This window comes from Kribbella sp. NPDC023855, assembly GCF_040639475.1.
In the GTDB taxonomy this organism is placed as follows: Bacteria; Actinomycetota; Actinomycetes; order Propionibacteriales; family Kribbellaceae; genus Kribbella.
The window spans coordinates 97709-122242 of record NZ_JBFAAA010000013.1 but is presented as its reverse complement, the minus strand read 5'-3'; the positions used below and the strand labels follow the sequence as shown (position 1 = coordinate 122242).

Sequence of the window (24534 nt, the reverse complement as noted above, 5' to 3'; positions counted from 1 at the left end):
CCGGTCGCCAGCAGGACGGAACCACCAGATGCCCCCTCTGGACGACACCGCCCAGGAGCACCGCGAGACAGCCGGCCAGGCCACCAGGCACCCGGCGTTGGCGATGCTGCGCGGCGCTCTTGTCGCCGCGGTCGTCGTCGGCGTGAATGCCGCCGCCGTGGCCACTGTCGCCGCCGGGCTCAAGGGTCTGTGGGGTGCGCTGCTCGGGCTGCTGATGGTGATCGTCTTCTCCGGCGCCGGACTGCTCGCGCTGCACCTGTCCCGCCGGACGTCGCCGACCATGCAACTCGCGGTCGCGATGGCCTCCTACACCGGCCGGATCGCGGTCTTCGGCGGGCTGCTCGCCATTGCCCTCAGTTCTGAGGCTCTCGAGCGCGGCGTCGACCTGACCGCGCTCGGACTGAGTGCGCTGGTGGTCGTCATGGGCTGGATGGCCGGCGAGATCTGGGCCTGGTCACGACTGCGCGTCCCGATCTACGACCTGGACAACGAGGTGACGGCGTGAGCACGCTGCGTGATGCCTCGGAGAGCCGTTTCCCGGCCTCGTTCGACGGTGTGGTGAAGGGCACTGACACCCCCGCTGAGGCCGATGTGACCCGGCGTGTCGCGGGCTGGTACCTTTCGGGTGCCCATGAGCCAGCACAGCGATCCGAAGCCGACGCCGAACACTTCCGGCGACGGCTGGCGGGTCGTGTCCTACCTGATCGGCGGAATCCTCATCTACGGAGGGATCGGCTTCGGGCTGGATCGCTGGCTGGGCACCCAGTTTCTGCTTCCGGTGGGCATCGTCATCGGTGCCGGCCTCACGATCCTGATGCTGCACTTCCGGTACGGGCGTTCCTGAGCCCTGCCAGGTCTGACGTTGTTGACCGCCTTGCCCTGAGCCGCCCTGCCCTTAGCCATATGGCGAACGACTTGAGCACGACGCGAGAGGAGACCCGGTGAGCGCCGGCGTTTCGACCGAGTTCATTCCACCCGGTCCACAAAGCTTCGAGACCCCGCCGATCTTCGACGGTGTGGAGTGGTTCACCAAGCCTGTCCTGGTGGCCATGCTGTCGGTGGTCGTGATCGTGTGGTTCTTCTGGGGAGCGTCGCGCAAGGCCGCGGTGGTGCCGAGCAAGCTGCAGTTCGCCGGCGAGCTCGGCTACAACTTCGTCCGCAACTCGATCGCCCGCGACGCGATCGGCAGCCACGACTACATGAAGTTCGTGCCGTACCTGTGCGGCCTGTTCTTCTTCATCCTGCTGAACAACGTCGCCGCCTCGATCCCGCTGATCCAGTTCCCGACCTTCAGCCACATCGGCTGGGCGTACGTGGCCGCGGTGATGAGCTGGGTCATCTACAACGCGGTCGGGATCAAGCGGAAGGGCCTCTGGGGCTACTTCAAGCACCAGACGATGCCGGCCGGCGTGCCGCTGTGGCTGATGCCGCTGATGATCCCGATCGAGTTCATCTCGAACATCCTGGTCCGGCCGATCTCGCTGAGCCTGCGGTTGTTCGCGAACATGTTCGCGGGCCACATCCTGCTGCTCGTCTTCGTGCTCGGCGGCGAGTACATGATCCTGCACTCCGGCAGCATCGCCCTGGGCGGCGTCGGCATCCTCACCATCCTGATGGGCTTTGCGATCGCCGGGCTGGAACTGTTCGTCCAGTGCATCCAGGCCTACATCTTCGTCGTGCTGACCGCGCAGTACATCGGCAGCGCGATCGCGGACGAACACTGATCCGCCGCACCACCCACAGACCCGTAGCAACGGAAACCCGGATAGCTCCTATCCGTACCGAAAGGAACACACTGAAATGGCACTCGAGATTGCCGGCAACATCGCCGTTCTGGGCTACGGCCTCGCCGCGATCGGCCCGGGCGTCGGTGTCGGTCTGATCTTCGCCGCCGTCATCAACGGCACCGCGCGTCAGCCTGAGGCCCAGGCCAAGCTGCAGTCGATTGCATGGATCGGCTTCGGTGTCACCGAGGTTCTGGCGATCATCGGTATCGCGCTGGCCTTCGTGTTCAAGGCAAGCTGACCCACTTTCTCCTTGACTGACAGGACTCAGACATGTTGACGATCGTGCTACCGCTCGCAGAGGCCGCTGGCGAAGAACCCAGCCCGCTGCTGCCGCACACGGCTGAAATCATTTTCGGCTTCGTCTTCCTGGTCCTGCTGGCCATCGCCTTCGCCAAGGTCGTCGTACCGAAGTTCGAAAAGGCTTACGCCGATCGGACCCAGGCGATCGAAGGCGGGATGAACGAGGCCAAGCAGGCCCAGGCCGAGGCGAAGGCGGCCCTCGACAAGTACAACGCGCAGCTGGCCGAAGCCCGGCAGGAAGCTGCGAAGATCCGCGAGGACGCGCGCGAGCAGGGTGCGCTCATCATCGCGGAGATGCGTGAGCAGGCCAACGCCGAGGCCGAGCGGATCGTGTCGCACGCGCGGACCCAGATCGAGGCCGAGCGCAGCCAGGCGGTCGCCTCGCTGCGGACCGAGGTCGGCACCATGGCGACCACCTTGGCCGGCCGGATCGTCGGCGAGTCGCTCGAGGACGAGGCGCGTCAGCGTCGCACCGTCGAGCGCTTCCTGGCCGATCTCGAGGCCTCGGAGTCGGCACGGCAGGCCGTCGGAACGGACGGCTGATGCGCGGCGCATCGAAGGAGTCGCTCGCCCGGGCCCAGGAGGCCCTGGCGGGTGTCGCCGTCAGCGAGGAACTGGGCACCGAGCTGTTCTCGGTGGCCCGGCTGCTGGACTCCAACGGCGCGCTCCGGCGCGCCCTGACCGACCCGGCCCGCTCCACCGCGGGCCGGACCGGACTGGTCGGGCAGCTGTTCAGCGGCAAGATCTCCGCCCAGGCGCTGGAGATCCTGACCGCGGCGGTGGCCGGCCGATGGGTCAGCAGCCGTGACCTCGGCAACGCGCTCGACCAGCTCGGTGTCGAGGCGGACATCGCCGCGGCCGACGGCCGGCGCAAGCTGGACGAGGTGGAGGACGAGCTGTTCCGGCTCGACCGGGTGCTGGCAGTGGAGCGGGAGCTGAGCGACAAGCTGAGCGATCGCAACATCCCGCTGGCGGCCCGGCAAGAGCTTCTGCACGGTCTGTTGCAGGGCAAGGCCGACCCGGTCACCGTGCGGCTCGCCGAGCGTGCTGTGGACGGTCGCGGACGGAGCCTCGCGGCTTCGCTGCGGTCCTACCAGGTCGCCGCGGCGGCCCGGCGCAACGCCAGCATCGCCACCGTGCGGGTGGCCGCCGACCTGACCGAAGCCGAGCGCACCAGGCTCAGCGAGGCGCTCGGCCGGCAGTACGGCCGGGACATCCAGCTCAACGTGATCGTCGACCCCAAGGTCGTCGGCGGCGTCCGGGTGGACATCGGTGACGAAGTGATCGACGGAACCATCGCGGCCAGGCTCGACGAGGCGCAACGGCGCATCGCGGGCTGACCCCTAACGACACAGATTGCGGCGCTAGTGGTCAGCAAACCTCTAGAGCCAACAGACCAGGCCAGCTAGGTCAAGGAAGCAGGGACGGAAGATAATGGCGGAGCTCACGATCAGGCCGGAGGAAATCCGGGACGCCCTGGATCAGTTCGTCTCCAACTTCGAACCGGACACGGCGACCCGCGAAGAGGTCGGCACCGTTGTCGACGCAGGCGACGGCATCGCGCACGTCGAGGGCCTGCCCTCGGCGATGACGAACGAGCTGCTCGAGTTCGAGGACGGTACCCAGGGCATCGCCCTGAACCTCGACGTCCGCGACATCGGTGTCGCCGTCCTCGGTGAGTTCAGTGGCATCGAGGAAGGCCAGCAGGTCCGCCGGACCGGCCAGGTCCTGTCCGTGCCGGTCGGTGAGGGCTACCTGGGTCGCGTCGTCGACCCGATGGGCAAGCCGATCGACGGCCTCGGTGAGATCAAGGACCTCGAGGGCACCCGTGCGCTCGAGCTCCAGGCGGCCGGCGTGATGGACCGCCAGGAGGTCCGCGAGCCGCTGCAGACCGGCATCAAGGCGATCGACGCGATGATCCCGATCGGCCGTGGCCAGCGTCAGCTGATCATCGGTGACCGCAAGACCGGCAAGACGGCGATCGCGGTCGACACGATCATCAACCAGAAGGCCAACTGGGACTCCGGCGACCCGAAGAAGCAGGTTCGCTGCATCTACGTCGCGATCGGCCAGAAGGGCTCGACGATCGCCTCCGTGCGCGGTGCGCTCGAAGAGGCCGGCGCGATGGCGTACACCACCATCGTCGCCTCCCCGGCGTCCGACCCGGCCGGCTTCAAGTACGTCGCGCCGTACACCGGCTCGGCGATCGGCCAGCACTGGATGTACCAGGGCAAGCACGTCCTGATCGTGTTCGACGACCTGACCAAGCAGGCCGAGGCCTACCGCTCGATGTCGCTGCTGCTGCGCCGCCCGCCGGGCCGCGAGGCCTACCCGGGTGACGTCTTCTACCTGCACAGCCGGCTGCTCGAGCGCTGCGCCAAGCTGAGCGACGAGCTCGGCGGCGGCTCGATGACCGGTCTGCCGATGATCGAGACCAAGGCCAACGACGTCTCGGCCTTCATCCCGACCAACGTCATCTCGATCACCGACGGCCAGATCTTCCTGCAGTCGGACCTGTTCAACGCCAACATCCGCCCCGCGATCGACGTCGGTGTCTCGGTGTCCCGGGTCGGTGGCGCCGCGCAGGTCAAGGGCATGAAGAACGTCTCCGGTTCGCTGAAGCTGGACCTCGCGCAGTTCCGCGCGATGGAGGCGTTCGCGATGTTCGCCTCCGACCTCGACGCGACCTCGCGCCGTCAGCTGGACCGTGGTCAGCGTCTGGTCGAGCTGCTCCGTCAGCCGCAGTACTCGCCGTACCCGGTCGAGGAGCAGATCGTCTCGGTCTGGTCCGGTACCAACGGCAAGTTCGACGACGTGCCGGTCAACGACGTGCTCCGGTTCGAGCGCGAGTTCCTCGACTACCTGCGCCGTGAGGGCAAGGTGCTGGAGGCGATCCGCGAGTCGAACCTGTTCAGCGACGACACGGCTCAGGCGGTGTCGTCGGCGCTCGACGCGTTCAAGCCGACCTTCCAGACCTCCGACGGCCAGCTGCTGGCCGGCAAGGAGGAGTCCGAGGCGATGGACGAGGGCGATGTCGAGCAGGAGCAGATCGTCCGGCAGAAGCGGGGCTGATCGACCATGCCAGCCAGTCTGCGGGAGCTTCGTGAGCGTCGGGCCTCGGTCTCGACGATCAAGAAGCTGACCCGCGCGATGGAGCTCATCGCGGCGTCCCGGATCGTCAAGGCGCAGCAGCGCGCCCAGGCGGCCGGTCCGTACGCGCGTGAGCTCACCCGTGCCGTGTCGGCGGTGGCGACGTTCTCGAACGTCGACCACCCGCTGACCACCGAGAAGCCGAACCCCCGGCGTGCCGCGGTCCTGCTGATCACCTCGGACCGTGGTCAGGCCGGTGCGTACTCCTCCTCCGTGATTCGCGAAGGCGAGCGGCTGAACCAGCTGCTCCGCGAGGAGGAGAAGGAGATCGTGCCGTTCCTGAGCGGCCGCAAGGGGATCGCCTACTACACCTTCCGGCAGCGCGAGGTCGCGCAGTCGTGGAGCGGTGACTCCGACGCGCCGTCGTTCGCCCGGGCGCGGGAGATCGCCGACGCCCTGATCGAGGCCTTCCTGACCCCGACCGAGGAAGGCGGCGTGGACGAGATCCACATCGTCTTCACCCGGTTCGTGTCGATGCTCACGCAGCGCCCGGACGTCATCCGGCTGCTGCCGCTGGAGGTCGTCGAGGGCGAGGAGGCCCCGGCCGCGGACGACGTACTGCCGCTGTACGAGTTCGAGCCGTCCGCCGAGGACGTGCTCGACGGACTGCTGCCGAAGTACGTCGCCAGCCGGATCCACTACTGCATGCTGCAGGCGGCGGCCTCCGAGCTGGCCAGCCGGCAGCGCGCGATGAAGTCGGCGACCGACAACGCGCAGGAACTGATCGAATCGCTGACGCGTGAGTTCAACCAGGCGCGTCAGGCGCAAATTACCCAAGAAATCAGCGAGATCGTCGGTGGCGCCAGTGCGCTGGCCGATGCCAACGCCGGGAGCGAGTGAGAGAGATGACTGCCACGGTTACCGAGAAGAACGGCGACGGCGGGGCCACCGGCTCCGTAGGTCGCGTCGCCCGGGTGATTGGCCCGGTCGTCGATGTCGAGTTCCCCGCGGACTCGATGCCCGAGATGTACAACGCGCTCGAGGTGGACATCACCCTGGGCGAGACCACCCAGACGATCACCCTCGAGGTGGCGCTGCACGTCGGCGACAACATCGTCCGGGCCATCTCGATGAAGCCCACCGACGGCCTGGTCCGCGGTACCGAGGTGCGCGACACCGGATCGGCCATCTCCGTGCCGGTCGGTGACGTCACCAAGGGCCGGGTCTGGTCCGTCACCGGCAAGTGCCTGAACCAGGACGAGTCGGAGTTCGAGATCGCCGAGCGCTGGCCGATCCACCGCAAGGCGCCGGCCTTCGACCAGCTCGAGTCGAAGACCGAGATGCTGGAGACCGGCATCAAGGTGCTGGACCTGCTCACGCCGTACGTGCAGGGCGGCAAGATCGGCCTGTTCGGCGGTGCGGGTGTCGGCAAGACCGTGATGATCCAGGAGATGATCTACCGGATCGCGCACAACTTCGGTGGCACCTCGGTGTTCGCCGGCGTCGGTGAGCGGACCCGTGAGGGCAACGACCTGATCCACGAGATGGAAGACGCAGGCGTGTTCAAGGACACCGCGCTCGTCTTCGGCCAGATGGACGAGCCGCCGGGCACGCGTCTTCGCGTCGCGCTGTCGGCCCTCACGATGGCGGAGTACTTCCGCGACGTGAAGGAGCAGGACGTGCTGCTCTTCATCGACAACATCTTCCGGTTCACCCAGGCCGGTTCCGAGGTCTCCACGCTGCTCGGCCGGATGCCGTCCGCGGTGGGTTACCAGCCGAACCTGGCCGACGAGATGGGCGTTCTGCAGGAGCGGATCACTTCGACCCGGGGTCACTCGATCACCTCGATGCAGGCGATCTACGTGCCGGCCGACGACTACACCGACCCGGCGCCGGCCACCACGTTCGCGCACCTGGACGCGACCACCGAGCTGTCGCGGACCATCGCGTCGCGTGGTCTGTACCCGGCCGTCGACCCGCTGACCTCCACGTCGCGGATCCTCGACCCGCAGTACATCGGCCAGGAGCACTACGACGTGGCCGTGCGGGTGAAGCAGATCCTGCAGAAGAACAAGGAACTGCAGGACATCATCGCCATCCTCGGTGTCGACGAGCTGTCCGAAGAGGACAAGATCGTCGTCGCCCGGGCGCGCCGGATCGAGCAGTTCCTGTCGCAGAACACCTACATGGCGGAGAAGTTCACCAACATCCCGGGCTCGACGGTGCCGCTGAAGGACACCATCGAGTCGTTCAAGAAGATCACCGAGGGCGAGTGCGACCACATCGCCGAGCAGGCGTTCTTCAACACCGGCAGCCTCGACGACGTCGAGCGCAAGTGGGCTGAGCTGCAGAAGGAAAACTGATGGCCGAAGACTCTGGCAAGCACCTCGACGTCGCGCTGGTCGCGGCCGAGCGGACGGTCTGGGAAGGGCAGGCGAAGATCGTCATCGCCCGCACCACCGACGGCGACGTCGGCATCCTGCCCGGACACGCGCCGTTGCTGGGTCTGTTGCAGGGTGGCACCGTCCAGGTGCGGACCGTCGACGACGAGTACTTCGTCGCGGCCGCGCCGGACGGCTTCATCTCGGTGGCGAACGACCGGGTCTCGATCCTGGCCGAGAACGCCGAGATGGGGCACGACATCGATCTGGAAGAGGCCAAGCGGGCGCTCGAGCAGGCCCAGGCCACCGGTACGGACAGTGCGGACGAGCAGGAGCACGTGCGGCTCGCCGAAGCCAGGGTGAGGGCCGCCGAGCAGGCGTCCTGAACCCACCTGCCATAATTGAAAAAGGTCGCAGTCGGTACGGTTCGGGGATGGCGCCACCTCAGCGAGGGCGCCAGGAATGAGGTTGGCAACTTATGAGCACAGTCCTCGAGTTGGTCGGGGTCTGTTGCCTTGCTGCCGTACTACTGATCGTCGCTTTCGCGTGCCGTCGTCGCTGGATCTCCAGGGACGGCGGCACGTTCGATTGCAGCCTGCAACTCGCGGAGCGCGACCACGGCCGTGGCTGGGCCCTCGGTCTGGCCCGCTACGTCGGTGACGACCTGCAGTGGTTCCGCGTCTTCAGCCTGGCCTGGTGGCCGAAGCTGACCGTCAACCGCCGCCAGCTCGAAGGCGTCACCACCCGCCGCCCGATGGGCAACGAGCCCCTGGTCACCTACGCCGGCCACGTCATCGTCGACGCCGAGCTCCGCGACCGCACCGTCCACTTCGCGATGACCGAAGAAGCCCTCACCGGCGTCCTCGCCTGGATGGAATCAGCACCCCCCAGCACCCAGACATACCTGTAAGGCGGGTTGACCGGCCTGTCTAGGGTCGGGGTATGACGGGTATTTTGCTGGAGCTGGATTTGACGCGTGGGGTTTTGGAGACTCCGCCGTCGTCGCCGCTGGCCGCGTTTCGGGCTCGGCATCTGCCGACCATGCGTGAGTTGGTGCGGGCGTTGCGGAAGGGCGCGGAGGACGACCAGGTCGTCGGTCTGGTGGCGCATCTGGGTGGGCCGGGGTTGTCGCTGGCTCAGGTGCAGGATCTGCGGGAGGCCGTTGCCGACTTCCGGGCGTCCGGGAAGGGTGCTGTCGCCTGGACCGAGTCGTTCGGTGAGGTCGGTGGTGGGACCGTGCCGTACTACCTGGCGACCGCCTTCGACGAGATCTGGGTCCAGCCGTCCGGGGATCTCGGGATCACCGGAGTATCCGTGCAGGCGACCTTCGTCCGGGGCGCGTTGGACAAGGCCGGTGTCATCCCGCAGTTCGGCAAGCGGCGTGAGTACAAGACCGCCGTGGACACCTTCACCGAGAAGGAGATGACCGGGCCGGCCCGCGAGATGGCGTCGCGGCTGGCCGAATCGGCGTACGAGCAGATCGTCGAGGGCATCGCCGTACGGCGCCGGTTGGAGCTCGCCAAGGTGCGGGAGCTCATCGACAGTGCGCCGCTGCCCGCTCAGGCAGGTGTTGACGCCGGCCTGGTTGACCAGCTCGGCTACCGCTCGGATGTGTACGACGAGCTGGAGAAGCGGCTGGGGGAGACCACGCCCTTACTGGCTGAGCGCTACGTCCGCCGCGGCCCCCGCAACCTCAAGGACCTCAGGGAGAGCCTCCCGTGGCCGCAGAAGCCGGTAGTGGCGGTCATCCGCATCAGTGGAGGCATCAATGTCGGCCGCAACTCGGGTGGTGGCCCTCTGGGCGGCCCCAGCTCTGGCTCCGACACCATTGGTGCCGCCCTGCGCGCTGTGGCCGACGACGACAAGGTCAAAGCCGTCGTACTGCGCATCGACAGCCCCGGCGGCTCGTATGTCGCCTCTGACGCCATCCGGCACGAGGTACTGCGCCTGCGAGCCACCGGCCGACCAGTGATCGCCTCAATGGGCAGTGTCGCAGCCTCAGGCGGGTACTTCGTGGCAATGCCGGCCGACGTCATCGTGGCTCAGCCAGGCACGATCACCGGCTCCATCGGCGTTCTCTCCGGCAAGGGCGTAGTACGGGATGCTCTTGGCCGGATCGGGATCTCGCAGGAGGCTGTGTCGCAGGGGCAGAACGCCCGGATGTACTCCGCACAGGAGGAGTTCTCCCCCGAGCAATGGGAGCGCCTTGAAGAAACCCTCGACCGTATCTACGACGACTTCGTCGCCAAGGCGGCACAGGATCGCGGCCTCCCAGTGGCCGACCTGGAAGCCCTGGCCCGCGGCCGCGTCTGGACCGGAGCCGACGCCCAGCAACGCAAACTGGTCGACGAACTAGGCGGCTTCGAACACGCCCTGCAGGTCGCCTGCAACCGCGCCGGCCTCGACCGCGACCACATCGCCCTCACCGCAGCCCCCCACCGCCACTTCCTCGACCGGCTGAGGCCCCCGGAATCCACCGAGGACCTCGCCGCCCAAGCCAAGACGGTCTCGCTCACCGACGGCCTGACGTCGGCCGTCTACACCGCCCTGGGTTTGCCGCCCACCGGCGTACTGACCATGCCGATGACGTGGCGCCTCACCTGACGGCGCCGTAGATGTTCTGGTCGAGGCCTCCGCTGTTCGGGCAGGTGTCCGGTCCGAAGGTGCCGTCGGGGCCGGCGACCCGGCACTGCAGGACGTCGAAGCCATCCACGCCGTCGATCGGGTAGCGCGGATCGGTGCCCGGGACAACATCGCGGTGGTCCGTCCAGGTCATGAACGCGGTCGTTCCCGACGCGGCGATGTAGTTGTAGTCACCGAAGAACGGCACATCGCGATCCCCGAACTGCTCGTACTGCGGCATCGTGCGAGCCGTGGTCACCTCACCGCTCGCCCAGCTTGCCCCGTCGTTCGTCGACACGGCGTAGAACGCCGCAAGTCCGGGACCAGCCGAGACCGCACCCGGGGGATTCGCCGGTACGGCGCGGTTCCCGACCGGGACGCTGCGGAAGTCGCGCCCGCCCGGACCCACCGCGGCGTCGAACCGGCTGTCCTGCCAGACGGCGTGCAACCGCCCGGCCTCGGCCACGATGTCCGGGAAGTACTGGTGGCCGCGCGCCTGCGAGTCGATCCGCGTCGGCGTGGACCAAGTCGCACCTCCCGTGCTCGTGCGCAGGAAGTAGATCGATGCCTGGCTGCCGGTGCCCGGGCTGATCGTGCCGTACGTCGTACCGGTGGACGTCTGGCTGCCAGACACGGACCCGTCGTAGACCACGAACACCTCGTCCGGATCACCGAAGGTGGTCGGATCGGCGGTGATCCGCACCTGCGAGTTCACTCGGTGGAACACGTAACCGGACTGGCAGGCCAGCGGCCCGTCCCCACAGTCGCGTGCGAACGCCCGCGGCTCCGGACTCGCGCAGGCGCCCAGTGTGCCGTCCCCCACGAGACAGGCGTTGTACTTCGCTTGGCCGTAGGCCGGAGCCGAGACCGTCTGGTCGCCTGGGTCCCAGCCGATGAAGCCAGTCGCCACAGCCGGCTTGGTGAACGACCGGCCGCCGTTGACCGACTTCACCCACGCGACGGCGTTGCCCTGCAGTTGCCCCTGGTTCGGCTTGAACTCGAACTGCCGCCACGCGACGTAGACGTCACCGTCCCGGGTGACCGCGATGTCGCAGAACTGGCTGCCGTGCACCGACTCCGACACCTTCTGGCTGCGGAAGGTCCGGCCGCCGTCGCTCGAGCGGGCCAGGAACACGCCGTTGTTCGGGCCGCTGGCGGTGAAGCGAGCCCAGCACACGTAGACGTTGCCGGCGTACGGGCTGTCCGCGCCGCGGTCCACCTCGAGCTGGATCTTGTCGTGGAACAGGCCTTGGAAGATCGGGCTCGGTGTTCCCCGCTCGACCAGGGTGGTGAACTGGTACGACGGGGCGGCGCCACCTGGCCACCCGTAACGGGCGACCCAGATCGAGCCGAGTGCCGGCCTTTCGCGGTTGAAGCCGATGCCGGCGTAGTACAGGTGTCCGTCGTTGTCCCAGGCCTGTACCGGGTCCCCGGCGTTGCTGACGCCGATCCGGTGCAGCGGCGACGCAGTACCGGCTGGTGAGGTGTCCCCGGGATAGCCAGGTAGCAGGCTGTTGGTCCACGAGGTGCCGCCGTTACCCGAGTAGTAGAAGCCTGCCCAGGTACCGCCGGTCGTCGGGACTGTGCAGTAGTCGTTGGATCCCGAGCTCATCAGCGCCGGATTGTGCGGTGCCACGCTCGCGGCCGGTTCGTTCTGCTGCCTGTTGTTGGTCGAGCAGGCGGCCAGCACCGGGTCGGTGCCGCCGTCGTACCGCACATAGGTGCGGTCACTGACCGCTACGTCTCCCGGCGCCGCGCCCGCGGGTACGGACAGTAGCGGCGCCATCAGGCCGGCGCAGAGTACTCCGGCCACCACAAAACGCTTCACGACTTCCCCTTGAGCCAAGCCCCCGAGCAGTTCGACACGGTGCGACCGCCCGATGCACTGGACGGCAGCGACAGCCACGTACAGCTCTTCTCACAGGAGACGTCCGGCACCCTCGCCTGTCAACAACTCGCCAGCTCGCCCGAGCCGGCGCGGGGATGCCGCTACTTGTCGCGGTCGCCGCCTGGGACCCAGAGGACGTCGCCGCCGGAGGAGAGGTTGGCTACTCGGCCGAGGATGAAGAGTAGGTCGGACAGGCGGTTCAGGTAGGTGATGGCGAGCAGGTTCACCGTTGGGCCGTGCGTCTCGACGGCGGTCCAGGCGGTGCGTTCGGCTCGGCGGGTGACCGTGCGGGCGACGTTCAGGTACGCCGCACCCGGAGTACCGCCCGGGAGGATGAACGAGCGCAGCTTGGTCAGCCGGTTGTTGTACTCGTCGCACCAGCCCTCGAGCCGGTCGATGTAGTCCTGGGTGATCCGCAGCGGCGGGTACTCCGGGTCCGGGGTGATCGGGTTGCACAGGTCCGCGCCGACGTCGAACAGGTCGTTCTGGATCCTGGTCAGCAGCAGCACCAGGGAGCTGTTCAGGTGCCCGGCCGCGATCGCGACGCCGATCGCGGAGTTCGCTTCGTCGACGTCCCCGTACGCCGCCACCCGCGCATCCGTCTTGGAAGCCTTGCTCATGTCGCCCAGGCGGGTCTCGCCGGCGTCGCCCGTCCGGGTATAGATCCGCGTCAAGTTCACAGCCATGTCACGGCACTCTACGCAAAGCTGGAATGCCCAGCCGATACAGTCAGCAGGTGGAACGGTTTCGAATCGCAGGTGAGGCACGGCTCGAGGGCACTGTCGAGGTGGCGGGCGCGAAGAACAGCGTGCTGAAGCTGATGGCGGCGGCACTGCTGGCAGAGGGTACGACGACGCTGCGGCAGGTGCCCAGCATTCTCGACGTCACCTTCATGGCCCAGTTGCTGGACACCCTGGGCTGCTCGGTGAAGGTGGACGCGGACACGGCGAGCGCGACGATCGCGGTCCCGGCCGAGATCGGTCACCAGTGTGACTACGAGCTGGTGCGCAAGCTGCGGGCGTCGATCTCGGTGCTCGGGCCGCTGCTCGGCCGCTGTGGCCGCGCCGAGGTGGCGCTGCCGGGTGGCGACAACATCGGCTCACGCGGCCTCAACATGCACGTCGCCGGCCTGGAGGCGATGGGGGCGAAGGTCCACATCGAGCACGGTTTCGTGATCGCCGAGGCGCCGCAGGGGCTGCACGGCGCCGAGGTCTGGCTGGACTTCCCGAGCGTCGGCGCGACCGAGACGATCATGATGGCGGCCGTGCTGGCCAAGGGCAGCACGGTGATCGAGAACGCCGCCCGCGAGCCGGAGATCCAGGACATCGCCGCGATGCTGGTCGCGATGGGTGCGCAGATCGACGGCGCCGGGACGCCGCGGATCGAGGTGACCGGGGTGGACGGGCTGCTGAAGCCGGTCGAGCACGTCACCGTGCCGGACCGGATCGTGTCCGGTAGCTGGGCGTTCGCCGCCGCCATCACCAAGGGTGACGTGACGATCTCGAACGGTCACGCCGAGCATCTCGAACTCCCGCTGGACAAGCTGCACAAGGCCGGCGCCGAGATCACCCTGCTGAACCCGGGCTTCCGGGTCCGGATGGACGACCGCCCGAAGCCGGTCGACGTGGTCACCCTGCCCTACCCGGGGTTCGCGACCGACCTGCAGGCGTTCGTGATCGCGATGAACGCGGTCAGCGACGGCGCCGCGATGGTCACCGAGAACCTGTTCGAGGGCCGGTTCACCTTCGCCCAGGAGCTCACCCGGCTCGGCGCGCACATCCAGACCGATGGCCACCACGCCGTCGTCCGGGGCGTGCCGCGGCTGTCCGGCGCTCCGGTGGTCGCCAGCGACATCCGCGCGGGTGCCGCGCTGGTGATCGCCGCCCTGGCCGCGGAGGGCGAGACGCTCGTCTCCGCCGCCCACCACGTGCACCGCGGCTACACCGACTTCGCCGGCAACCTGCGTCGGCTGGGCGCGGATGTGACCGTCGAGCCGGACGACGCCGAGCTGTACTGGAACTAGATGGCCTAAGGTCAGGCGCATGACTGAGCGCGTGATCAAGCCCGTCGGCCGTGGGTTCCTGTTTCTCGACTCGCACCCGGTGGGGTGCGAGCAGCTCGTCAGAGGGCTGACCGAGCAGGTCGAGCCGCGCACACCCGAGCAGCGCCCGGTTGCGCTGGTGATCGGGTCCAGTTCGGGCTACGGCCTGGCCGCGACCGTCGCCGGACTGGCGCGCTACGGCATCGACGGGATCGGCGTCTCCTTCGAGAAGGGCGCGACAGTACGCCGTACCGCGTCCGCCGGCTGGTATCGCACCGCAGCCACTGCCGCGTACGCCGAGAGCGTCGGCAGCGACTTCACCTTCCTCAACGCCGACGCCTTCGCCGACACGACCAAGAGCGAAGTGCTCGACCTGTTGCAGGAGAAGTTCGGGGGAGTCGACTACCTGATCTACAGCGTCGCCGCACCGCGTCGCGTTGACCCGCGCACCGACACGACGTACCAGTCGGCCATCAAGGCCATCGGGCAGCCTGCCCAGACCAAGAGCCTCGCGTACGACGCAGGCGAGCCGGTCCTGCAGGAGGTGGGCATCGAGGTCGCCACTGACGAAGAGGTGGCCGACACGGTCCAGGTGATGGGTGGCGAGGACTGGTCCCGCTGGGTGGACGCCCTGGAGGAGCGCAAGCTGGTCAAGGACGGCTTCAGCACGGTCGCGCTGACCTACATCGGCTCCGAGCTCACCGGGCCGATCTACAGGCAGGGCTCGATCGGTGCCGCCAAGGCCCACCTGGAAGCCACTGCACGCACCCTGTCCGAGCGCGACGGCGTAGAGGCCCGTACGTCGGTCAACGGCGCCGCGGTCACGCAGGCGTCATCCGCAATCCCTGGCATCGGCCTGTACGTCAGCCTGCTCCACAAGGTGCTCGGCGCTGACATGCAGACGCCAATGCAGCAGTCCATCGCCTTGTGGGACCAGCTGACCGGTGAGAAGCCCCTGGACCTCGACGGGGACGGCCGCATCCGCCTGGACCGCTGGGAACTGGCAGACGACGTACAGGCCGCAGTACGGGCCCAGTGGGACGCTGCAACCCAAGAGAACATCGCAGACGTCGCCGACACCGTCTGGTTCTACGAAGAGGTCCGCCGCCTCTACGGCTTCGACGTAGCCGGTGTCGACTACGAGTCGCCCGCAGAGGTGGACGTCGACTGGCCCTCGAAGTCGTAGACCTGCAAGAGAGCTAGATTTGGCGGCTGTGACTTCCTGGGGGCTCAAGCGCGGCGGCGCGATCGTGGTGGCGGCAGCGCTGGTGATGGCTGCGCTCACCGGGTGCGACGACCACGACCAGGCCAAAGCGGTGGCGCCGAACCGGTTGCTCTTGGGGGCCGACGAGGTCGGGGACGGTGCGAGTGCGGTGGCCGTCCAGCAGGACGACTACGCCTCGCCGACGCTGTGCGGCCCGGAGAGCGACGGGATCAAGGCAGGGGTCGAGCCCAGCGACTTCGCCGCGTTCACCCGTGGCGGCAGCCGTGTCGTGGTGGGTGCCTGGGAGAAACTCGATGTCCGCGACTCGGCGATCTCGGCGGTCGCCAAGAAGGCCACCGACCCGACCTGTACGGAAGGCGCCGGCAGTTCGGGCGTCGAACGGTGGCGGGTGCGGCTCAACCCGGGCAGTGACCGCACCAAGGTGTCCTTCAGCTGGACCCGCTGGTGGGTCCAGGACGGCACGGCTCCGCTGACCCCGAAGGTGGGGGATGGGGTCAAGGCGACCTCGGGTGTTCGGGCCTATCGCCTGGTCGGCGATTACGTGGTGACCGCCTCCATCATCAGGGAATCGGCGCAGCCACCGGCGGCGTCCGAACTCGCCAAGATCTTCGATCGACAGTCGATCAAGGTCGACACCACCCCCGGGACTTCGGGTCCGGACGCTTGCGGGCTGCTCAACACCGAGCAGGTGAGCGCGGCGCTCGGAACCGACCCCCGGTCCACTCTCGACGATTCGACCAACAAGCAGCTGTCCACCAGCAATGTGCTGGCCTGTCGCTACCTTGGCCAGGGCGAAGAGCGCCTGACGTTCCGGGGCTCTCGCACCACGAGGTGGCAAGAAGCGCAAGCCGAGGTCGCCAAGCAGCGGCAGACCTGCCCGACCGCGGTCGAGCTCGACATGAGCCAGATGAGCATCCACCCCGGCACCGGCTTCATCTGCCCGGCTGCGAAGGACGGCGGCCCGGCCACCGCGTGGGCACAGTGGATGACCGTCGTCCTGCAGGTCCAGCTTCGGCCCACCGGCGACCCGCAGCCGACGGACACGACACGTCGCCTCACTCAGGTGACGACCGAGGTCCAGCGCAAGCTGACGTTCGACGCCTTCGGTTCCCGGACCGGCCGGCCCTGACGACTACAGCGGCTTGAACGACACCATTTCGAGTACTAGGTCGCCTGCTTCGTCGGAGGCGGCTAGGTCGATGGTGGCGGTGATGCGCCAGTCGTGGTTGCCTTCTGGGTCGTCGATGATCTGCTGGACCTCCCAGTAGCCGGGGTGCTCCTCGACCATGAAGAGGGCCGGGCCGCGGGCGGCAGGGCCGGTGCCGAGGGTGCTGTGCTCGGCGTAGTACGCAGTACCGGCTTCTGCCCAGCGGCCTGCGTCCCAGCCGGACTCGGCGTCCAGCTGGCCGAGCTCGGCCCAGCGGTGCAGTGAGACCAGCTCGACCCGGCGGAACATCGCGTTGCGGACCAGCACCCGGAAAGCCCTGCTGTTCAAGGTGATCCGGCGCGGACCGGCCGGGACCGGTGCGGCGACCACCTCGTCGCTCGGGTTGGTCAGCTCCTCCCACTCGTCGAGCAGGCTGGAGTCGGTCTGCCGGACGACCTCGCCGAGCCACTCGATCAGGTCGGTGAGGTCCTCGTTGGTCTTGTGCGGCGGGACGGTCTGCCGCAGCGCCTTGTACGCGTCGCTGAGGTAGCGCAGGACGATGCCCTCGGAGCGCGCCAGGCCGTAGTACTGGATGAACTCGCCGAACGTCATCGCCCGCTCGAACATGTCCCGGACCACCGACTTCGGCGACAGCCCGGCCTCGGCGATCCACGGGTGGGTCTGCCGGTACATCTCGAAAGTTGCCTCGAGCAACTCCTCGAGCGGTTTCGGCCAGCTGATCTCCTCGAGCAGCTCCATCCGCTCGTCGTACTCGATCCCGTCCGCCTTCATCCCACTGACCGCCTCGCCCTTGGCGTGGTGCAGCTGCGCCATCAGGATCGCCCGCGGGTCCTCCAGCGTCGCCTCGACCACCGACACCACGTCCAGCGCGTACGTCGGATCCTCGGGGTCGAGCAGGTCGAGCGCGGCCAGCGCGAAGGTGGACAGCGGCTGGTTCAGGCTGAAGTCCTTCTGCAGATCCACCGTGAGCCGCAGCGTCCGGCCGAACTCGTCGGGCTCGTCCAGCCGCTCGACGACCCCCGCGGTAAGCAGCGTGCGGTAGATCTGGATCGCGCGGCGGATCAACCGCAGCTGCGCCTTGGAGTCCTCGTGGTTGTCCTGCAGCAGGTGCCGCATGCTCGCGAACGCGTCGCCGTCGCGGGCGATCACGTTCAGCAGCATCGCGTGGCTGACCCGCATCCGCGACTGCAGCGGTTCGGGATCGGCCGCGACCAGCCGGTCGAAGGTGTCCTCGCCCCAGGTGACGAACCCCTCCGGCGGCTTCTTCTTCTGCACCCGGCGCTGCTTCTTCGGGTCGTCACCGGCCTTGGCCAGTGCCTTCACGTTCTCGATCACGTGGTCGGGCGCCTCGACGACGACCGTGCCGGAGGTGTCGTACCCGGCGCGGCCGGCCCGGCCCGCGATCTGGTGGAACTCGCGCGCCTTGAGGATGCGCTGCCGGCGTCCGTCGTACTTGCTCAGAGCGGTCAGTACGACGGTGCGGATCGGTACGTTGATCCCGACGCCGAGGGTGTCGGTGCCGCAGATGACCTTCAGCAACCCCGCCTGCGCGAGCTGCTCGACCAAGCGCCGGTACTTCGGAAGCATGCCGGCGTGGTGGACACCGATCCCGTGCATGATCAGCCGCTGCAGCGTCCTGCCGAAGCCCGGGCTGAACCGGAAGTGCCCGATCAGCTCCTTGATCTTGTCCTTTTCTTCCTTCGTGCAGACGTTGATGCTGGTCAGCGCCTGGGCCCGCTCCAGGGCGGATGCCTGGGTGAAGTGCACGACGTAGACCGGGGACTGATGAGTGACGAGGAGCTCGGCGAGCGTTTCGTGCAGCGGCGAGGTGACGTACTTGTAGACCAGCGGCACCGGACGCTCACCCGACGCCACGATCGCGGTCGGCTTGCCGGTCCGCCGGGACAGGTCGATCTTGAACCGCTCGACGTCGCCCAGGGTCGCCGACATCAGGATGAACTGGGCGTGGGGGAGTTCGAGCAGCGGGACCTGCCAGGCCCAGCCGCGGTCCGGCTCGGAGTAGAAGTGGAACTCGTCCATCACCACCTGGCCGACGTCGGCCGTCGCGCCCTCGCGGAGCGCGACGTTGGCCAGCACCTCGGCGGTGCAGCAGATGATCGGCGCGCCGGCGTTGACCGAGGCGTCGCCGGTCAGCATGCCGACCTTGTCGGCGCCGAAGATGTCGCACAGCGCGAAGAACTTCTCCGAGACCAGCGCCTTGATCGGCGCGGTGTAGAAGGTGCGCTTGCCGTTGGCCAGCGCGGCGAAGTGCGAGCCGGTGGCGACCAGACTCTTGCCGGAGCCGGTCGGGGTGGACAGGATCACGTTCGATCCGGTCATCACCTCGATCAGCGCTTCCTCCTGCGCCGGATACAGCGAGATGCCTTGCGCACCCACCCAGGTGGCGAAGGCGTCGTACAGGGCGTCAGGATCGGTCGTTTCCGGCAGCTTCTCGGTCAGCGTCATCAGTTCCATTGTCCCGCATGGACTCACACCCGCCGAACCGCAGTCTCCGGCCGCGGTTCGGCGGGAAAGGCGAGAGCTGCGAGGCAGCGGAGTGGTGGCGGGTGGGTCCGGGCTGGTCAGAAGAGGGCGGTGACCAGGTCGGACGGGTCTCGGGACGTCGGCCAGTCGCTCACCTGGCCGTCGCCGAGTTCGACGATGCGCCAGGCGCCGTCGGTACGGCGTACCAGGTCGACGGTGACGAAGGGGAGGCCCAGGTCGGTGACGAGTGGTTCCACCTCGACCAGGTCGAGGCCATCGGGAAGTTGGTCAGGGGTGTCGGGGTGGGGAGTGACCAGGGCGCAGCTGCCGCCGATCCACCAGGTCCGCGCCTCGGCGCCGGTGAACTCCTCGAACCGGCGCAGGACGAACCCACCCGTGAACGCGTCATCCCGCAGTTCGAGGAATCGCCTCGCGACCCGCTGGACCGTCTCCCGATCGGCGACGTCGGGGATGTAGGCCGCCTCGTCCCAGTAGTGCTTCATGGATTTCACATGATCACGCAGTACTGCGGGCCCGCTGCCGAGCTGCTCGCAGACCGCGTCCAACCCGGCCAGATCCGGCCCTTGAGTCCAAGCAGACTCCGGCGTCAACGGCTTCAACGCCTCGTACCAACCCGGTAGCTCATGCGCCGCTTTGTACTCCTCGGGGCTGGTCCGAAGCGTCACCCGCCGGGCGTCGAGCGCCTTGGCGAACCCCTCGTACTCGTTCGCGGACATCATCCAGCCGCGGTAACGGCGTCATCACCTGCCGGGACTCCGGCAACAGCCTCATCGGGCCGGCTCAGCGCGTCGTGGTCGATCCTGGCGACGGCAACCCCGCGGTCGCGCGCCGCAGTGGCTTGTGCAGCGAAATGCGGATCCACCCGACGCGGATCGAGCGGGTCCCCCGGTACCAGCAGCATGCAGTGAATTGTCCCTGCCACGACAGGGATCCGCTCGCTATTTCCGCGCGCCAGGCCAATGACTTCCTGCTGTAACCGGCGGAAACACAGCCGATCACTGGGCCTTGTAGCTTCACCGGCGTGACAACATCGTCGTCCCGTCGCCGGGTCCGGTTGTGGTTCGGTCAGCACCAGATCGCCGACTACATCGGCCAGCCGGCCCACGCCGACCGCTACGAGGCCGCCATGCGCCGCCGCTTCCCCGGATTGCAGATCACCAACGAGGCCCTCCGGTGTGCCGATGGACAGGATGTGCTGCCCGGCAGGTAGTACGACGGACTGTCTGCTCGACGTTGTTGCCTTTGGCATCGATCACGGTCGCGCGCGACGCCACGAACCCGGTACCGGCACCGGGGGGAGGAAGTATTAGCGGATGGTGCGCGAGGGGGGTTGGGGGTTTTCGTCGGTCCAGCCGGATTCGAGGACGACGCTGGCGCCGGACTTGAGGCCGTCCTGTTCCGAGCTCAGCAGCCGGCCGGTCGACGGGTCGACGATGTAGCTGAGGCGGCCGTCGCCGAGCATCGTCATCCGGCTGCCCGGCCTGGCCGTCTTGTCCCAGTCCAGGCTGATCCGGGTTAGGGTGCCGGCCGGGCGTTCGCCGCCCGGCTCACACTGTTCTTGTCCGATGTCCCCAGAACCCTTCTCGACCCCATTGACGTGTCCGGGACGATGACGCGCGGCGGCGCGCTCCGGAGTACAGGGAGCGGGAAAGTTGGCGATTGCCCCGGGGGAGAGGCCTGTCGCGCAGGCTCAGGAGGCGTCGAGGAAGCCGCGGGCGGCCGCTTCGTCGGCGGGCCAGACGTAGACCGACCAGCCGTCCTTCGTCCGGGCGGCGGTCGCCTTGATGCCGAGATCCTTCAGCATCGACACCTTCACCCGGGCCTCGTTGTACGTGCGCAGCGTGCTCACGTCGACCAGCAGTCCGAAAGTGTCCTTCTCGGCCGGCGTGTAGTCAGTACGGCGCACCAGCGACCCGCCTTTGGCCTTGGAGAACGCCCAGCGGGTGAGCAGCACCATGCCGCCGGTCAGCGCGATGGCCACCAGCGGGAAGAGAAAGTAGTGCTCCGCGAACACGGACACATTGTCTCGCGAAATGAAAGGTCGCGAGGTCTTGGCAACCTTCCGTGTCGCCAGGGAGTCTTTACCAACACACGCTGCAAGCGCGGCCGATACTCGGGGGCCGCCGGAAGAGCGGAGGGCACGGACATGCTCGCACCGACCCACAACGCAGTACGCGACAAGGAAAACGTTGTCCGCCTGGCCGGACTGCTGGACGTCCGCTCGGTCGGCGACGTCCGCCAAGAGATCAACCACCTGATCGACAACTCCGAAGGCGACGTCATCGTCGACCTTGAGGCACTCGACGCTTTGGACGCGACCGGCCTGGGCCTGCTGGTGGCAACCCACCGCCGCACCCAGCTCCTCGGCCGGCAGTTGGTCCTCCGCCATCCGCTCCCGTCGGTGATCCGCATCCTCGCGGTCACCCGGCTCCACCGCATCCTGAACGTCGAAAGAACCCCACTACCGATATCGGCCTAGTACGACGCCTTGGCCGCGGCCGCTCAGCGGGCCTGTCCGCTGATGCGGCCGCCTTCGGTGATCAGCCATCCGCCGGTCTCCCAGTCGTTCGGGCTGTCCTCGCTGCGGTAGCAGAGGTCGAAACGGATGCCCAGGCCCGGCCACGGGTGACGGATCTCGACGACGCGGAAGATCTCGTCGAGCCCGGGGAAGGTGATGCCTTCGGGTTCGGGGAACATGCTCTCGAGCTCTGCTCGCGTCAGGTCGGTCCAGAGCGCGAACTGCCACTGGGTGCGCGTCAGCCACTCGTCGTGGACCAGTTCGAAGCGCGGCTCCCGGCCGACCACGAAGTCGTGGATGCCGTCGCGAAGTTCGTCAGCCGACGACGGGAGAACGAACGGCCACGGCTCGCCGGTGGGATACCGGTACATCGTGGCGGTGGCGGCGATTGCTGTCACGAGTTCCCCCCACTGCTCGGGCGATGTCACGCGGGCGGGCAGATTCACACCGGTGTGATCGACCCGCTGCACATGGCCGCGAAGCCGACGAGCCAGCTCGGCCAGGTCGATCAACGGCGCTGGTCGGTCGGTTCCTTCGCTCCAGACGGCGATCGATCGACCGGTGTCGAAGGCGATCTCGGGTGCGGGTACGTCAGCCAGCTCGAACGTCGTCACCGGCCGCGCGCCGGCGGGCAGCGGCGGGGTGAGAGTCAGGCGGTCACCCGCCCCGGACTCGGCGTACGTCACCTCGGCGAGCAGGCCACGCAACTCGTCGAGAAAGGCGGATGATTCCGGCGATGCGGGCAGCCGGAAGGTGATCTCGGACAGTCGCTCCATCCGCTCGACCGTAGCTCATTTCAGCCTCTCCACAGCGGCGCTGCCCCTTGGTTCTGGTTGACTCGGCTGGATGCGCAGCCTGTCTCGCACGTTCCCGGCCGTCCTGGTGAGTGTTGTTCTGCTGCTCGCGGGGTGCGGATCGCAGGTTGCAGGCAGCGGCGACGGGCAGTCTCAGGCGCAGGGCGTTCCCACTGAGCCCGCCTGCGGGGCGACCTCCGGTACGACGGGTGTGCCCAGTACGTCCCCGTCGCCTGGAGCTTCTCCCGCTGAGGTCAAGATCATCCGCGTGAGTCGCGGCGCGCCGCACTGCTTCGACTTCGAGCTGACCAACGTCGGCAAGGTGCCGGCCCTCTACACGATCACCTTCGACATTCTGAGTCGCGGCGAGGCGTTGATGTCTCCGAAGGACATAGTGCCGGCGCTCGAACCCGGCCGGACCGTCAGGCGCACCGTCACCGTGGGCGACCTTCCCCGCGCTGGAGACGAGATCCAGGCAAAGGTCCAGAAGGTGAGGAGCGTCCCCGTCGTCGAAGCGCCTTCGCACGGAGGGCCCTGCCCGCCTTCGGGGATCCGTGTGTACCTCGGTGTGACAGACGCTGCCATGGGGCTTCGCTTCCTGAGCATCGACCTGGAGAACTGCGGCAAGCGGCCCACCCGGCTCAACGGCCACCCGCAGCTTCAGCTCCTCGACGAGAGCCACCTGCCGATCCGCGGCGTGAAGATCCTCCACGACGCCGGCACCATCAGCAGCTCGGCCTCCGGGTGGGTGGCTCGGCCCGTGGTCCTGAAACCCGGCGAGCGCGCCTATTCCGAGCTGGTCTGGCGGAACACAGTCGACGCCGGCGTCAACGTCAACAGCCCCTACGTCCGGGTGTGGGCCAGACCCGGCGCCGCCCCGGTCATGCTGACCCCCGAATTCGACCTCGGCACCACCGGCAAGCTCGGCGTCGGCCCCTGGAAGAAGCAAATGACGCGCTAGTCAGGCCTCGGAGGCCTGCTTCAGGGTGGTGAGGGACTCGGTCAGGACGGCGTCGAGCTTCTTGTTGTTGAAGAGGAGGCCGAAGAGCGGGCCGGCCATGGATTCCTCGACGACGACCCGGGTGGTGTTGTCGTCGGTGGCTTCCAGGGTGAAGCGGTGCACGACCTTGGCGCCGAAGGCCGCGCCGGTCCAGGCGATCTCGCGCGGCGCCTCGACAACGGCGAAGCGCGCCTTCATCTTGGCGCCGCCCTTGACCCGGGTGAACCGGCCGTCGACGGTGACGCCGTCGTCCAGCTGGATGTCCTTCACGCCGGGCTCGAGGTTGGTGTCCCAGCTCGCGACGTCGCTCAGCTTCTCCCAGACCCGCTCGATCGGGGCCGCGACGGTGATCTCGCGGCGGCCCTGGATCGCGGCTCGGTCGTCGATCCGGCTCTTCTTCGCGTACTCCTCGTGCAGCACGGCGATCGACGGTCCGGTATAGAAAAGCGAGTTGGTCATCAGCGATCCTTGGTTAATGCAACTGTTTGTTGCAATTACGCTGGATCATGCCAGCCCCGGCCGACGGACGCAATGACGTTGGAGGTCAAGTGAGCCAACCACCCGGTACGGCGCGTCCGGGCGGCCGCACCGCACAGAACCGGGCAGCCGTGGTCGAGGCGACCCTGGCCGAGCTCGCCGAGCGCGGGTACGACCAGACGACCATCGAGTCCGTCGCGCTCCGGGCCGGCGTCCACAAGACGACCGTCTACCGTCGCTGGCGCACCAAGGAACGGCTGGTCGCCGAGGCGTTGGAGGCGACGGCCGAAGTACAGATCGAAGTTCCCGACACCGGCGATCTGGCGCTCGATCTGCAGACGCTCGCCCGCGGTGTGCGGGCAGTACTGACGAGCACGGTGGGCTCAGCCGCTGTCCGAACGCTCGTCTCCGGAGCCCAGTCTTCGCCCGAGGTGGCTCAGGTACTGCGAACGTTCTGGGCCGGCCGCCTGACCAAGGTCATCCCGATCGTGGAACGCGCAGTCGCCGACGGCCGCTTGCCGCCGGGCACCGACTCGATCGAGTTGATGAAATACCTCGCCGCGCCGCTCTTCCATCGGGTCCTGGTGACCGCCGAGCCGGTGAACGACAAGGACGCCGACCGTGCGGCAGCCGCAGTACTGGCTGCTGCCCGGGCGGGCGTGTTCGTTGTGATCTAAGCCGCTGGTGACACCAGTCACGAGAAGGGGACTCACAAGGGCACACAGTCCTACTCTCGGG

28 protein-coding genes are annotated in these 24534 nt (G+C 67.8%); 19 read left to right on the top strand and 9 right to left on the bottom strand.

Annotated features, from left to right (window positions below; translation table 11 throughout):
* Positions 1-28: 28 nt before the first annotated feature.
* The 12 genes from AB0F51_RS33305 to sppA all read left to right on the top strand — a co-directional run bounded on the left by AB0F51_RS33305 (position 29) and on the right by sppA (position 10162).
* The gene (locus AB0F51_RS33305; RefSeq protein WP_360286276.1) at positions 29-505 is read left to right on the top strand and encodes a hypothetical protein; all 477 of its coding nucleotides are present in this window, start codon (positions 29-31) and stop codon (positions 503-505) included.
* A gap of 126 nt (positions 506-631) precedes the next feature.
* Positions 632-844 carry a hypothetical protein gene (locus AB0F51_RS33300; RefSeq protein ID WP_360286273.1) on the top strand — a complete coding sequence of 71 codons (213 nt, stop codon included), beginning with the start codon at positions 632-634 and terminating at the stop codon, positions 842-844.
* A 97-nt stretch (positions 845-941) separates the two neighbouring features.
* Complete coding sequence (gene atpB / locus AB0F51_RS33295) at positions 942-1724, top strand: F0F1 ATP synthase subunit A (RefSeq protein ID WP_360286271.1); 783 nt, start codon at positions 942-944, stop codon at positions 1722-1724.
* A gap of 76 nt (positions 1725-1800) precedes the next feature.
* Positions 1801-2025 carry an ATP synthase F0 subunit C gene (atpE, locus tag AB0F51_RS33290; RefSeq protein WP_344179072.1) on the top strand — a complete coding sequence of 75 codons (225 nt, stop codon included), beginning with the start codon at positions 1801-1803 and terminating at the stop codon, positions 2023-2025.
* A gap of 32 nt (positions 2026-2057) precedes the next feature.
* Positions 2058-2630, top strand: coding sequence for a F0F1 ATP synthase subunit B (locus AB0F51_RS33285; protein WP_360286267.1), 573 nt, complete (start codon positions 2058-2060; stop codon positions 2628-2630).
* Complete coding sequence (locus AB0F51_RS33280; RefSeq protein ID WP_360286264.1) at positions 2630-3427, top strand: F0F1 ATP synthase subunit delta; 798 nt, start codon at positions 2630-2632, stop codon at positions 3425-3427. The genes AB0F51_RS33285 and AB0F51_RS33280 overlap by 1 nt, the downstream gene beginning before the upstream one ends.
* Positions 3428-3521: 94 nt before the next feature.
* A complete protein-coding gene (gene atpA / locus AB0F51_RS33275; protein WP_360286262.1) occupies positions 3522-5159 on the top strand; it encodes a F0F1 ATP synthase subunit alpha in 1638 nt (545 codons plus the stop codon).
* 6 nt (positions 5160-5165) lie between these two features.
* Entirely contained in the window at positions 5166-6077 is a 912-nt protein-coding gene (locus AB0F51_RS33270; protein WP_360286259.1) for a F0F1 ATP synthase subunit gamma, read from the top strand.
* 5 nt (positions 6078-6082) lie between these two features.
* Positions 6083-7540: a F0F1 ATP synthase subunit beta gene (gene atpD / locus AB0F51_RS33265; protein WP_360286256.1), complete on the top strand. Its 1458-nt coding sequence runs from the start codon at positions 6083-6085 to the stop codon at positions 7538-7540.
* The gene (locus AB0F51_RS33260; protein WP_360286254.1) at positions 7540-7944 is read left to right on the top strand and encodes a F0F1 ATP synthase subunit epsilon; all 405 of its coding nucleotides are present in this window, start codon (positions 7540-7542) and stop codon (positions 7942-7944) included. The genes atpD and AB0F51_RS33260 overlap by 1 nt, the downstream gene beginning before the upstream one ends.
* A 92-nt stretch (positions 7945-8036) precedes the next feature.
* On the top strand, positions 8037-8468 hold the full coding sequence (locus tag AB0F51_RS33255) for a DUF2550 domain-containing protein (protein WP_360286252.1): 432 nt from the start codon (positions 8037-8039) through the stop codon (positions 8466-8468).
* Between the two features lie 32 nt (positions 8469-8500).
* Positions 8501-10162 carry a signal peptide peptidase SppA gene (gene sppA / locus AB0F51_RS33250; RefSeq protein ID WP_360286249.1) on the top strand — a complete coding sequence of 554 codons (1662 nt, stop codon included), beginning with the start codon at positions 8501-8503 and terminating at the stop codon, positions 10160-10162.
* Here the strand turns inward: sppA and AB0F51_RS33245 are convergent.
* Both AB0F51_RS33245 and AB0F51_RS33240 read right to left on the bottom strand, forming a co-directional pair.
* Positions 10155-12008, bottom strand: a complete 1854-nt coding sequence (locus tag AB0F51_RS33245; protein WP_360286246.1) for a sialidase family protein — start codon at positions 12006-12008, stop codon at positions 10155-10157. The two genes, sppA and AB0F51_RS33245, sit on opposite strands and share 8 nt — an antisense overlap.
* A gap of 161 nt (positions 12009-12169) precedes the next feature.
* On the bottom strand, positions 12170-12754 hold the full coding sequence (locus AB0F51_RS33240; protein ID WP_360286244.1) for a cob(I)yrinic acid a,c-diamide adenosyltransferase: 585 nt from the start codon (positions 12752-12754) through the stop codon (positions 12170-12172).
* A 50-nt stretch (positions 12755-12804) separates the two neighbouring features.
* On the opposite strand from AB0F51_RS33240, the gene murA reads away from it, so the two are divergent.
* The 3 genes from murA to AB0F51_RS33225 are packed head-to-tail and all read left to right on the top strand — an operon-like array spanning position 12805 to position 16463.
* Positions 12805-14091, top strand: a complete 1287-nt coding sequence (murA, locus tag AB0F51_RS33235; RefSeq protein ID WP_360286242.1) for a UDP-N-acetylglucosamine 1-carboxyvinyltransferase — start codon at positions 12805-12807, stop codon at positions 14089-14091.
* Between the two features lie 19 nt (positions 14092-14110).
* Positions 14111-15295, top strand: a complete 1185-nt coding sequence (gene fabV / locus AB0F51_RS33230; RefSeq protein ID WP_360286239.1) for an enoyl-[acyl-carrier-protein] reductase FabV — start codon at positions 14111-14113, stop codon at positions 15293-15295.
* A gap of 28 nt (positions 15296-15323) precedes the next feature.
* Positions 15324-16463: a hypothetical protein gene (locus AB0F51_RS33225; protein WP_360286237.1), complete on the top strand. Its 1140-nt coding sequence runs from the start codon at positions 15324-15326 to the stop codon at positions 16461-16463.
* Between the two features lie 3 nt (positions 16464-16466).
* Here AB0F51_RS33225 and AB0F51_RS33220 read toward each other — a convergent pair whose 3' ends face one another.
* The 3 genes from AB0F51_RS33220 to AB0F51_RS33210 all read right to left on the bottom strand — a co-directional run bounded on the left by AB0F51_RS33220 (position 16467) and on the right by AB0F51_RS33210 (position 19908).
* On the bottom strand, positions 16467-18968 hold the full coding sequence (locus tag AB0F51_RS33220; RefSeq protein ID WP_360286234.1) for a DUF3516 domain-containing protein: 2502 nt from the start codon (positions 18966-18968) through the stop codon (positions 16467-16469).
* A gap of 116 nt (positions 18969-19084) precedes the next feature.
* Positions 19085-19726, bottom strand: a complete 642-nt coding sequence (locus AB0F51_RS33215) for an ATP-grasp domain-containing protein (RefSeq protein WP_360286231.1) — start codon at positions 19724-19726, stop codon at positions 19085-19087.
* Complete coding sequence (locus AB0F51_RS33210) at positions 19723-19908, bottom strand: hypothetical protein (RefSeq protein WP_360286229.1); 186 nt, start codon at positions 19906-19908, stop codon at positions 19723-19725. The genes AB0F51_RS33215 and AB0F51_RS33210 overlap by 4 nt, the downstream gene beginning before the upstream one ends.
* A 120-nt stretch (positions 19909-20028) precedes the next feature.
* Between AB0F51_RS33210 and AB0F51_RS33205 the strand changes: the two genes are divergently transcribed.
* Positions 20029-20217 (top strand): hypothetical protein, encoded by a 189-nt coding sequence (locus AB0F51_RS33205; RefSeq protein WP_360286227.1) that lies wholly within the window; start codon positions 20029-20031, stop codon positions 20215-20217.
* Between the two features lie 96 nt (positions 20218-20313).
* Here the strand turns inward: AB0F51_RS33205 and AB0F51_RS33200 are convergent, their stop codons facing one another.
* Together AB0F51_RS33200 and AB0F51_RS33195 are read right to left on the bottom strand one after the other, a co-directional pair.
* Positions 20314-20475 carry a hypothetical protein gene (locus AB0F51_RS33200; RefSeq protein WP_360286225.1) on the bottom strand — a complete coding sequence of 54 codons (162 nt, stop codon included), beginning with the start codon at positions 20473-20475 and terminating at the stop codon, positions 20314-20316.
* A gap of 222 nt (positions 20476-20697) precedes the next feature.
* Positions 20698-21021 carry a hypothetical protein gene (locus tag AB0F51_RS33195; RefSeq protein WP_360286223.1) on the bottom strand — a complete coding sequence of 108 codons (324 nt, stop codon included), beginning with the start codon at positions 21019-21021 and terminating at the stop codon, positions 20698-20700.
* Positions 21022-21153: 132 nt separating this feature from the next.
* Here AB0F51_RS33195 and AB0F51_RS33190 point away from each other — a divergent pair, with 132 nt between their 5' ends.
* Positions 21154-21486: an STAS domain-containing protein gene (locus tag AB0F51_RS33190; RefSeq protein WP_360286220.1), complete on the top strand. Its 333-nt coding sequence runs from the start codon at positions 21154-21156 to the stop codon at positions 21484-21486.
* 23 nt (positions 21487-21509) lie between these two features.
* Here AB0F51_RS33190 and AB0F51_RS33185 read toward each other — a convergent pair whose 3' ends face one another.
* Positions 21510-22301: a hypothetical protein gene (locus AB0F51_RS33185; RefSeq protein WP_360286218.1), complete on the bottom strand. Its 792-nt coding sequence runs from the start codon at positions 22299-22301 to the stop codon at positions 21510-21512.
* 70 nt (positions 22302-22371) lie between these two features.
* On the opposite strand from AB0F51_RS33185, the gene AB0F51_RS33180 reads away from it, so the two are divergent.
* Positions 22372-23280: a DUF4232 domain-containing protein gene (locus tag AB0F51_RS33180; RefSeq protein ID WP_360286215.1), complete on the top strand. Its 909-nt coding sequence runs from the start codon at positions 22372-22374 to the stop codon at positions 23278-23280.
* On the opposite strand, the gene AB0F51_RS33175 is transcribed toward AB0F51_RS33180, so the two are convergent.
* Positions 23281-23778 (bottom strand): SRPBCC family protein, encoded by a 498-nt coding sequence (locus AB0F51_RS33175; RefSeq protein ID WP_360286212.1) that lies wholly within the window; start codon positions 23776-23778, stop codon positions 23281-23283.
* Positions 23779-23867: 89 nt separating this feature from the next.
* On the opposite strand from AB0F51_RS33175, the gene AB0F51_RS33170 reads away from it, so the two are divergent.
* Positions 23868-24473 carry a TetR/AcrR family transcriptional regulator gene (locus tag AB0F51_RS33170; RefSeq protein ID WP_360286210.1) on the top strand — a complete coding sequence of 202 codons (606 nt, stop codon included), beginning with the start codon at positions 23868-23870 and terminating at the stop codon, positions 24471-24473.
* Positions 24474-24534: the final 61 nt, after the last annotated feature.

Coding starts and splice junctions, on each gene's coding strand:
- AB0F51_RS33200 (WP_360286225.1), bottom strand. CDS start 20,475: ATGACGATGCTCGGCGACGGCCGCCTCAGCTACATCGTCGACCCGTCG.
- AB0F51_RS33215 (WP_360286231.1), bottom strand. CDS start 19,726: ATGATGTCCGCGAACGAGTACGAGGGGTTCGCCAAGGCGCTCGACGCC.
- AB0F51_RS33210 (WP_360286229.1), bottom strand. CDS start 19,908: ATGCTGCTGGTACCGGGGGACCCGCTCGATCCGCGTCGGGTGGATCCG.
- atpD (WP_360286256.1), top strand. CDS start 6,083: ATGACTGCCACGGTTACCGAGAAGAACGGCGACGGCGGGGCCACCGGC.
- AB0F51_RS33260 (WP_360286254.1), top strand. CDS start 7,540: ATGGCCGAAGACTCTGGCAAGCACCTCGACGTCGCGCTGGTCGCGGCC.
- AB0F51_RS33185 (WP_360286218.1), bottom strand. CDS start 22,301: ATGGAGCGACTGTCCGAGATCACCTTCCGGCTGCCCGCATCGCCGGAA.
- AB0F51_RS33240 (WP_360286244.1), bottom strand. CDS start 12,754: ATGGCTGTGAACTTGACGCGGATCTATACCCGGACGGGCGACGCCGGC.
- AB0F51_RS33190 (WP_360286220.1), top strand. CDS start 21,154: ATGCTCGCACCGACCCACAACGCAGTACGCGACAAGGAAAACGTTGTC.
- AB0F51_RS33175 (WP_360286212.1), bottom strand. CDS start 23,778: ATGACCAACTCGCTTTTCTATACCGGACCGTCGATCGCCGTGCTGCAC.
- atpE (WP_344179072.1), top strand. CDS start 1,801: ATGGCACTCGAGATTGCCGGCAACATCGCCGTTCTGGGCTACGGCCTC.
- AB0F51_RS33285 (WP_360286267.1), top strand. CDS start 2,058: ATGTTGACGATCGTGCTACCGCTCGCAGAGGCCGCTGGCGAAGAACCC.
- AB0F51_RS33305 (WP_360286276.1), top strand. CDS start 29: ATGCCCCCTCTGGACGACACCGCCCAGGAGCACCGCGAGACAGCCGGC.
- sppA (WP_360286249.1), top strand. CDS start 8,501: ATGACGGGTATTTTGCTGGAGCTGGATTTGACGCGTGGGGTTTTGGAG.
- AB0F51_RS33270 (WP_360286259.1), top strand. CDS start 5,166: ATGCCAGCCAGTCTGCGGGAGCTTCGTGAGCGTCGGGCCTCGGTCTCG.
- AB0F51_RS33280 (WP_360286264.1), top strand. CDS start 2,630: ATGCGCGGCGCATCGAAGGAGTCGCTCGCCCGGGCCCAGGAGGCCCTG.
- atpA (WP_360286262.1), top strand. CDS start 3,522: ATGGCGGAGCTCACGATCAGGCCGGAGGAAATCCGGGACGCCCTGGAT.
- AB0F51_RS33180 (WP_360286215.1), top strand. CDS start 22,372: ATGCGCAGCCTGTCTCGCACGTTCCCGGCCGTCCTGGTGAGTGTTGTT.
- AB0F51_RS33220 (WP_360286234.1), bottom strand. CDS start 18,968: ATGACGCTGACCGAGAAGCTGCCGGAAACGACCGATCCTGACGCCCTG.
- AB0F51_RS33300 (WP_360286273.1), top strand. CDS start 632: ATGAGCCAGCACAGCGATCCGAAGCCGACGCCGAACACTTCCGGCGAC.
- AB0F51_RS33255 (WP_360286252.1), top strand. CDS start 8,037: ATGAGCACAGTCCTCGAGTTGGTCGGGGTCTGTTGCCTTGCTGCCGTA.
- fabV (WP_360286239.1), top strand. CDS start 14,111: ATGACTGAGCGCGTGATCAAGCCCGTCGGCCGTGGGTTCCTGTTTCTC.